Source organism: Lacisediminihabitans sp. (assembly GCF_036404185.1).
Classification (GTDB): domain Bacteria; phylum Actinomycetota; class Actinomycetes; order Actinomycetales; family Microbacteriaceae; genus Lacisediminihabitans.
The window spans coordinates 1-9247 of the sequence record NZ_DASWPB010000117.1; the positions used below are offsets into that span (position 1 = coordinate 1).

9 protein-coding genes are annotated in these 9247 nt (G+C 66.6%); all 9 read right to left on the reverse strand.

Translation table 11 applies throughout. From position 1 onward, the window contains the following. On the reverse strand, positions 1-3486 hold a 3486-nt coding region (gene dnaE, locus VGC18_RS08825; RefSeq protein WP_331096386.1), incomplete at its 3' end, for a DNA polymerase III subunit alpha. Between the two features lie 61 nt (positions 3487-3547). Next, entirely contained in the window at positions 3548-4468 is a 921-nt protein-coding gene (locus tag VGC18_RS08830) for an RluA family pseudouridine synthase (protein ID WP_331096388.1), read from the reverse strand. Between the two features lie 6 nt (positions 4469-4474). Continuing rightward, on the reverse strand, positions 4475-5068 hold the full coding sequence (gene lspA / locus VGC18_RS08835) for a signal peptidase II (protein ID WP_331096390.1): 594 nt from the start codon (positions 5066-5068) through the stop codon (positions 4475-4477). Continuing rightward, complete coding sequence (locus VGC18_RS08840; RefSeq protein ID WP_331096392.1) at positions 5055-5744, reverse strand: DivIVA domain-containing protein; 690 nt, start codon at positions 5742-5744, stop codon at positions 5055-5057. Before VGC18_RS08840 ends, lspA begins: the two co-directional genes overlap by 14 nt. Positions 5745-5876: 132 nt before the next feature. Continuing rightward, entirely contained in the window at positions 5877-6173 is a 297-nt protein-coding gene (locus VGC18_RS08845; protein WP_331096394.1) for a YggT family protein, read from the reverse strand. A gap of 24 nt (positions 6174-6197) precedes the next feature. Further along, entirely contained in the window at positions 6198-6671 is a 474-nt protein-coding gene (locus tag VGC18_RS08850) for a cell division protein SepF (protein WP_331096396.1), read from the reverse strand. A gap of 36 nt (positions 6672-6707) precedes the next feature. Beyond that, on the reverse strand, positions 6708-7388 hold the full coding sequence (locus VGC18_RS08855) for a YggS family pyridoxal phosphate-dependent enzyme (RefSeq protein ID WP_331096398.1): 681 nt from the start codon (positions 7386-7388) through the stop codon (positions 6708-6710). Positions 7389-7402: 14 nt separating this feature from the next. Continuing rightward, the gene (gene ftsZ / locus VGC18_RS08860; protein WP_331096400.1) at positions 7403-8545 is read right to left on the reverse strand and encodes a cell division protein FtsZ; all 1143 of its coding nucleotides are present in this window, start codon (positions 8543-8545) and stop codon (positions 7403-7405) included. 211 nt (positions 8546-8756) lie between these two features. Next, the coding region (locus VGC18_RS08865) for a cell division protein FtsQ/DivIB (RefSeq protein ID WP_331096402.1) at positions 8757-9247 on the reverse strand (491 nt) is incomplete at its 5' end.

A 9247-nucleotide genomic window follows, 5' to 3' on the forward strand; every position in this document is an offset into this window, starting at 1 on the left:
CTCGCCGTAGAGGTCGGCGCTCACCGAGACGGGGAACGGCACCTCGAACACCCTGGCGCTCTCCCCCTTGACCAGCCGGAGCCTCACCTCGGTATCCCCGGAATGCCGGATGAGCACGTCGTTGAGCGAGGTGACCACGTCGGTGGTGGCGCGAGTCTCCGGCAACGAGATCACCAGCGGCCCGGACCCCAGACTCTGTCCGAGGTCGGGGGTGAACATACTCACCGCATGCAGGTTCATGCCGTCGTCCCGCACGCTCACCCGCCCGCGAACCACCACGATCGAGTCGTTGATGAGCGCCGGCGCGAACTCCTGATAGGTCTTGCCGAGGAACATCACCGAGATCTCACCGGCGAAGTCCTCCACCGTGATGATGCCGTACTGGTTTCCGGAGTTGCGGGCGACCCTGTGCTGCACCGAGGTGATGAGTCCCGCCACCGTCACGTGCTCGCCGTCGCCGGCGACGTCCCCGCCGAGCACCTCCATGATGGTGGAGCTGGCGTGCTTCGCCAGCTGCACCTCGAGGCCGGCGAGCGGATGGTCGGAGACGTAGAGGCCGAGCATCTCGCGCTCGAAGGCCAGCTTGTCCCGCTTCGCCCACTCCGGTCGGTCGGGAACCCGGTTCACCTGCTGCGGCTCGTCCCAGAGGCTGTCGAAGTCGAATCCGACCTGGCCGTTGGCCTCGGCGCGCTTGTCGCTGACCGCGGAGTCGATCGCATCCTCGTGGATCTCGAGCAGCGCCCTCCTGGTCGCACCGGTGGAGTCGAAGGCGCCCGACTTGATGAGCGACTCGACCGTGCGCTTGTTGGCGACCTGGATGGGCACCTTGCGCAGGAAGTCGTGGAACGATTCGAAACGCCCCTTCGCCTCCCTCGCCTGACGGATGAGTTCGACGACGTTGGCGCCGACGTTGCGCACCGCCCCGAGACCGAAGCGGATGTCCCCGCCGACGGCCGTGAAGTCGACAAACGACTCGTTGACATCCGGGGCGAGCACCCTGATGCCCATCCGGCGGCACTCGCTGAGGTAGAGGCCGAGCTTGTCCTTCGAGTCGCCAACGCTCGTGAGCAGGGCGGCCATGTACTCGGCGGGATGGTTCGCCTTGAGATAGGCGGTCCAGTAGCTGAGCACGCCGTAGCCGGCGCTGTGCGCCTTGTTGAAGGCGTAGTCGGCGAAGGGCATCAGGGTGTCCCAGAGCACCTTGACCGCGTTGGCGCTGTAGCCGTTGTCGAGCATGCCCTTCTCGAAGCCGGCGTACTGCTTGTCCAGCTCCGACTTCTTCTTCTTGCCCATCGCCCTGCGGAGGACGTCGGCCTGTCCGAGAGTGAAGCCGGCAACCTTCTGGGCGACGGACATCACCTGCTCCTGGTAGACGATGAGGCCGTAGGTGATGCCCAGGCTCTCCCGCAGCGGCTCCTCGAGCTCCGGATGGATCGCCTCGATCTTCTGCAGGCCGTTCTTGCGCAGGGCGTAGTTGGTGTGCGAGTTCATGCCCATGGGACCTGGCCGGTACAGGGCGATGACGGCGGAGATGTCCTCGAAGCTGGTCGGCTTGAGCTGCTTGAGCAGGGCGCGCATCGGGCCGCCGTCCAGCTGGAACACGCCGAGCGTGTCGCCCCTGGCGAGCAGGTCGTAGGTCTTCTGGTCGGCGTCGAGATCAAGATCCTCGATGACCAGTTTGCTGCCGGTGTTCTGCTCGATCATCCGCAGCGCATCCTCGATGATGGTGAGGTTGCGCAGGCCGAGGAAGTCCATCTTGATCAGGCCGAGGGACTCCAGCGGCGGCTGATCGAACTGCGTGATGATCGCGCCGTCGTCCTCGCGCTTCATGATCGGCAGGACGTCGAGCAGCGGCTCGGCGGACATGATCACACCGGCCGCGTGGACGCCCCACTGGCGCTTGAGGTTCTCGATGCCCCTGGCGGTCTCGAAGACCTTGGCCGCCTCCTGGTCGGTGTCGAGCACCAGCCGGAAGTCGGCCGCCTCCTTGTAGCGCGGCGCATCCTTGTTGAGGATGTCACCGAGCGAGATGTCCTTGCCCATGATCGCCGGCGGCATGGCCTTCGTCAGCTTCTCGCCGACCGAGTACGGCATGCCGAGCACCCGTGCGGAGTCCTTGAGCGCCTGCTTGGCCTTGATGGTCCCATAGGTGACGATCTGGGCGACCCGGTCGTCTCCATACTTGTCCGTGACGTACCTGATGACCTCTGGACGTCTGCGGTCGTCGAAGTCGACGTCGATGTCGGGCATCGAGACCCGCTCGGGGTTGAGGAACCGCTCGAAGATCAGACCGTGGGCGAGCGGATCGAGCTCGGTGATCCCCATCGCGTAGGCCACCATCGATCCGGCGGCCGAACCACGGCCCGGCCCGACGCGGATGCCCTGGGCCTTCGCCCAGGTGATGAAGTCGGCCACCACGAGGAAGTATCCGGGGAAGCCCATCTGCTTGATGACATCGACCTCGTACTGGGCCTGCGCGAGGTGCGCCTCGGAGGGGGCGCCGGCGAAGCGCCGCAGCATGCCGGCCGTGACCTCCTTCTCGAACCAGCTCGCCTCGGTCTCGCCCTCCGGCACAGGGAAACGCGGCATGAGATCGCGGTGCTCGAAGTTGACCTGGCAGCGCTCGGCGATCAGCAGGGTGTTGTCGCAGGCCTCCGGGTGATCGCGGAACAGGTGCCGCATCTCGCTGGCGGACTTGAGATAGAACTCGTCGGAGTCGAACTTGAAGCGGTTCGGATCGTCGAGCGTCGATGCCGACTGGACGCAGAGAAGGGCCGCATGGGCCGTGGCGTCGTGGGCGTGGGTGTAGTGCAGGTCGTTGGAGGCGACGAGCGGCAGGTTCAGCTCCTTGGCGAGCCGCAGCAGGTCCTCCATCGTCCGGCGCTCGATGTCGATGCCGTGATCCATGACCTCTGCGAAGAAGTTGCCCTCGCCGAAGATGTCGCGGAAGTCGGCGGCCGCCTGACGGGCCTCCGCGTATTGACCGAGCCGCAGGCGGGTCTGCACCTCGCCGCCGACGCATCCGGTCGTGCCGATGACGCCCTTCGCGTAGCGGCTGAGCAGTTCGCGATCCATCCGCGGCTTGAAGTAGAAGCCCTCGATCGACGCGAGCGAGGACAGGCGGAAGAGGTTGTGCATCCCCTCGTTGTTCTCGGAGAGGAGCGTCATGTGTGTGTACGAGCCGGATCCTCCGACGTCGTCCTGGCCCTGGTGGTTGTCGCCCCAGCGCACCCGGGTCCTGTCCTGACGGGCGGTTCCGGGGGTGATGTAGGCCTCCGTGCCGATGATCGGCTTCACGCCGACAGCCGTCGCCTGCTTCCAGAAGTCGTACGCGCCGAACATGTTGCCGTGGTCGGTCATCGCGATCGCGGGCATGCCCTCGTCGGCCACCGCCTGGACGAGCGGCCCGACCCGCGCGGCACCGTCCAGCATCGAATACTCGCTGTGCACGTGGAGGTGCACGAAGGAATCACTACTGGATGGCACAACTTCTCCGACTAGCCGAGGGTGGCGAAAAATTAACCCGTGCGCCAAGGATAAGCCAGCCTCAGTCGGCGCGGAGCACGTCCAGCGCGTGTTGCAGGTCCTCGGGATACACACTCGTGAACAGCACGGGCTCCCCCGTCCCCGGGTGCCGGAAACCGAGTCTCATCGCGTGCAGCCACTGCCTGGTGAGACCGAGCCGAGCCGAGATCGTCGGGTCGGCCCCGTACATCGTGTCGCCGACGCAGGGATGCCGCTGGGCGGCCATGTGCACCCGGATCTGGTGGGTGCGACCCGTCTCGAGATGGACCTCGAGCAGCGAGGCGCTCGGGAAGGCCTCGAGGGTCTCATAGTGCGTCACCGAGTTCTTGCCGTCCATGGTGACCGCGAACTTCCAGCTGGAGCTCGGATGCCGCCCGATCGGGGCGTCGATGGTGCCCGCGAGCGGATCGGGATGCCCCTGAACGACCGCGTGATAGATCTTCTCCACCTCGCGATCGTGGAACTGCCGCTTGAGCTCGGTATACGCGCGCTCGCTCTTGGCGACCACCATGAGACCGCTCGTGCCCGCGTCGAGCCGGTGGACGATGCCCGCGCGCTCCGCGGCCCCGGATGTCGAGATGCGGAAGCCCGCGCCGGCCAGTGCCCCGAGGACGGTCGGCCCCGTCCAGCCGACGGAGGGATGGGCGGCGACCCCCACCGGCTTGTCGACCACGACGATGTCGTCGTCGTCGTAGACCACGGTCAGCTCTGGCACCAGGATGGGCTGGATCGAGGGCGCCTCCTTCGGGGTCCAGGACACCTCCAGCCAGCTGTCCGCGCGCAGACGGTCGGACTTGCCGAGCGGCAGACCGTCAGCGGTCACTCCCCCGGCCTCAGCGACCTCCGCGGCGAAGCTCCGGGAGAAACCGAGGAGCTTCGCCAACGCGGCATCCACCCGTTCGCCCACGAGCCCGTCGGGAACGGGGAGGCTGCGCGACTCCATGCCGCGCTACTCGCTGTCCGCGGGGGTCTTGGCCTTCGTGTCGGCTTCGATGTCCTCGCCGCGCGGAGTGCGGCCGATCCGCCGACCGTCCAACCCGACCCCGCGGAGGGTCAGGATGATGAACAGCCCCATGCTCGCCACGATGAACGAGTCGGCGATGTTGAAGATCGCCGGGAATCCGTAGACCTGGATGAAGTCGACGACGTGACCGACGCCGAAGCCGGGTTCGCGGAAGAGGCGATCGGTGAGGTTGCCGGTCGTGCCGCCCAGCAGCATCCCGAACAGGATCGCCCAGCCGACCGAGCGGATGCGACGGGCGAAGCCGACGATGAAGACGGCGACAGCGAAGGCGACGATCGAGAACACCCAGGTCGACCCGCTCGCGAGAGAGAACGCCGCGCCGGAGTTCTTCACGAAGTGGAACTGCAACACCTCGCCGAACACGCGGACCAGCTGATTCTCCGTCAGGTTGCTGACGATGAGGTACTTGGTCAGCTGGTCGAGACCGTACACAGCCACGGCGACGATCGCCAACGCGATGAGCGCCCGAACGCTGACCTTGGCTGTACGACCCTTCGCCTGCGGCTCAGTTACCGCCAAAGCCCTGGTAGCTGGCGGGAGAGGGCGTCGGGACGCTCTCGAACGACGAACCCGTCGAGACGGGGCTCACCGCCGCCGGCTCGTTCTCCTCGAGCTCGTGCAGCTGGCCCTCAATGTAGCTCTTCAGCTTCTGGCGGTACTCGCTCTCGAAGGTGCGCAGCTCCTCGATGCGGCTCTCGAGCGACGAGCGCTCCTGCTCGAGGGCGGCGATCTGGGTCTGCTGGGCCTCCTCGGCCTCTCCGACGAGACGGGCCGCGGTGGCGTGACCCTCCGCGATGAGGGCGTCGCGCTTCTCGATGCCCTCGCGAACGTGCTCGTCGTGCAGCTTGCGGGCGAGCTGCAGGAGGTTGTTCGTGTTCTCGCTCTCGTCGTCGACCGGCGGAGTGACGACCGGCGGGGCGACGACCGGCGCCACAACGGGCGCGACGGGGGCGGTGAACTGCGGCTGTGCAGCCTCCGCGCTCTCCGGCGACGGGGAGGCGCTGCGCTGCAGCTCGTTGATGCGGGACTCGCCCGCGATCAGGCGCTGGCGGAGCTCTTCGTTCTCCTGGCCGAGGCGACGCAGCTCGACGACGACCTCGTCGAGGAAGTCGTCAACCTCGTCCTGGTCGTATCCTTCGCGAAACTTGGTCGGCTGGAACCGCTTGTTGACTACGTCTTCAGGCGTTAGGGCCATGGATGTCACCTCAAAGAACTCTCTGGTACCGCGTCAGCCCGGGCAGCTGACACTGGCAAAACTCGCGGGCACACAGGACCGTGCTCCCGAATGGTCATCGACCACTGTCCAAGATTACACACGGTAACGGGATTAGCTCAGTACCAACGCCACGTAGATGAGGATCAGGTCGGCCAGCATCACGATGCTCCAACCGAAATCGAGGGCGATGCCCCCTGCTCGCGCGGGAGGGATGACCCGGCGCGCGAACCGGATCGGCGCGTCGGTGAGCGTGAAAACGAGCTCGGCGAGCACCATGCCGAAGCCCTTCGGCCGCCAGTTGCGGGCGAAGGTGCGAGCCAGGTCGAGCACAAAACGTGCCCACAGCACAAAAAAATAGATCAGAAACAGGTAGTAGGCGATCGTCGCGATGACGGAGACGACGATCACGGATTACTCGGCCAGCCCGCGTGATCAGGACTGGGCGAAGAACGAGGCGTCGACGTCGGACTCGACGTCCGCCGGGTCTCCGCTGACGGCCACGTGGGCCGGTGAGAGCAGGAACACCTTGTTGGTCACCCGCTCGATCTTGCCGTAGAGACCCTGGGAGAGCCCGCTGGCGAAGTCGACGAGGCGGCGCGCATCCGGCTCGGTCATCTGGGACAGGTTGATGATGACCGGGATGCCGTCCCTGAAGCTCTCGGCGATGACCTGCGCGTCCTTGTACTCGCGGGGGTGCACGGTGAGGATCTCGTTCATGTCGGCGGGGGCTGCATTTCTCTGGCTGGGAACACGACGGAGGGGGGTGACCGGCGCGCGATTCGCGGTCGGCTGGGGCACGTGATGGGCGACCGGTGCCGCGGGTGCTGCCGGTGCCGCGTCCTCGTACTCGAACTCCTCGTCGGCAAGTCCCAGATAGACCATGGTCTTGCGAAGCGGGTTAGCCATTATCGTGCCTCCTGTGGTGAAACTCTCGAGTTCAGATTAACCGGCGACCGGACGGATTCCGGTGATTGCCGAACCAATGCGCAGGTGTGTCGCGCCTTCGAGGATCGCCGCACGGTAGTCGCCGGACATCCCCGCCGAGATGGAGCGGGCGCCGGGAGCGATGCGCTGGATGCGCTCGGAGGCCGCACGCAAGCGGGCGAACGCGCTGCGCGGCTCCTCGCCGACCGGTGCGACGGCCATGACCCCGAGGAGGTTGAGCCCCGGCGTGACGAGGACCCGCTCGACGAGCTCCTCCAGGCCGGGATCGGCGACACCGCCCCTGGCCGGGTCATCCGTGAGATTGAGCTGAACGAAACAGTCGACCGTCAGGGTGTCCGAGGCCAGCGCATTGACGACCGACGAACGATCGAGCGAGTGGATGACCCGCGCATAGTTCCGCACCTGACGCGCCTTCTTGCTCTGCAGCTGACCGATGAAGTGCCAGTCCAGATCGAGGTCGCCCAGCTCGGCGGCCTTGGCCTGCGCCTCCTGGTGCCGGCTCTCGCCGAAGTTCCGGACGCCGAGGCCGTACAGCTCGCGGATGAGCGCCACGGGATGGAACTTCGTGACGACCACCGTCGTGATCGCCCGCGGGTCGCGGCCCGCCCGGCTCGCGGCATCCGCCACCCCGGCCTTGACCGCGGCCAGCCGCTCCGAGAGGGACCCCTCCGCCGTCATGTCAACGATGCGCCCTACTTCAGGAAGTCGGGCACGTCCAGATCGTCGTCCCCGTCGTCGAAGACGGGGTCCCCCGGAGAGGTGGGCAGCTCCGGCTCCGGTGACCAGGTGGGCACGACGGATTCCTCGGCCTGCTCGCCGGTGGCGGAGTCGATCGGCGCCGCCGCATCGACGAAGTTCGACCGGTGGCCCGGCTTCTTGACGACGGGCTCTCCCCCGTCGAACCCCGCCGCGATGACGGTCACCCGCACCTCGTCGCCGAGGGTGTCGTCGATGACGGCTCCGAAGATGATGTTGGCCTCCGGATGCACGGCCTCCTGCACCAGACGGGCCGCGTCGTTGATCTCGAAGATGCCGAGGTTCGATCCGCCCTGGATGGAGAGCAGGACGCCGTGCGCGCCGTCGATGCTCGCCTCGAGCAGAGGAGAGGCGACCGCCAGCTCGGCGGCCTTGATGGCACGGTCGGCCCCCCGGGACGATCCGATGCCCATGAGCGCGGAGCCCGCACCCTGCATGACCGACTTGACGTCGGCGAAATCAAGGTTGATCAGGCCGGGAGTCGTGATGAGATCGGTGATGCCCTGGACGCCAGCGAGGAGCACCTGATCGGCGGTCGCGAAGGCCTCGAGGAAGCTGATGCCCCTGTCGCTGATCTCCAGCAGCCGGTCGTTCGGGACGACGATGAGGGTGTCGACCTCCTGCTTGAGCGCGGAGACTCCGACGTCGGCCTGGGCGGCGCGGCGCTTTCCCTCGAAGCCGAACGGCCGCGTGACGACGCCGATGGTCAGGGCTCCGATCGACTTCGCGATCCGGGCGACGACGGGGGCGCCACCGGTGCCGGTTCCTCCGCCCTCCCCCGCTGTGACGAAGACCATGTCCGCACCGGCGAGAGCCTCCTCGATCTCCTCCGCGTGGTCCTCGGCGGCGCGGCGGCCCACCTCGGGGTCGGCGCCGGCGCCGAGACCGCGGGTGATCTCGCGACCCACGTCGAGTTTGACGTCGGCGTCGCTCATGAGCAGCGCCTGGGCATCCGTGTTGATCGCGATGAACTCGACCCCGCGCAGTCCGAGCTCGATCATGCGGTTGACCGCGTTGACGCCGCCGCCGCCTACACCGACGACCTTGATCACGGCGAGGTAGTTCTGGTTCGATGTCACGTCCGGCCTCCGCTACAACCTTCAACCTCAGCTTGAAGATGAAAGTTATTCTCAATAGTGCTACTTGGCATTGAGAGTAAGCGGGAGCTGTCATCGAGGCTGGCAGGTCACGCGCGTGTCGCGAAGAGGTGGCTGTGAATCCGTCCGCGAGACCGGTGAGTTGCCCGCTTCGACCACCCGAGGCCCACATCCAGTATGCAGAGCGGGCAACTCAGGGGGCGGGAGTCGGCGGCGCCGTGTGGTCGATGACCAGCGCGATGTCGGGCGACGAGACGTTGAAGTCGACGCTCCTGTCCTTCTTCTGGCTCGTGATGAGTGCTTTCAGCGCTGAGGCCTTCTGCGCCTCGCGCTCGGCGTTGCCCCAGATCACCTTCTGCTTCGTGTCGTCGAACGTGAATGTCACGTCGTCCTCGGTCGTCGCGGTGATCGAGCCGATGCGCTTCAACAGGTCGGCCGGCATGCCGAGCAGCACCTCGGCGGCCGTCGTGAACGAGGGACTCCCTGCCGCGCCCGCGTCGATCACCGGGAGGTCCTTGGGCGCCTCGGTCACCGTCTGCACCACGACGCCCGCCGGGTCGACGAGGTTCCAGCTCGAACCGTTCGCCATGACGGCGACCGGCTCGCGCTCGGTTACTCGAACCACCAGCGTGTCGGGGGGCACGATCTCCGTGCTGTAACTCTTGATCAAAGGCAGCGCCCCGA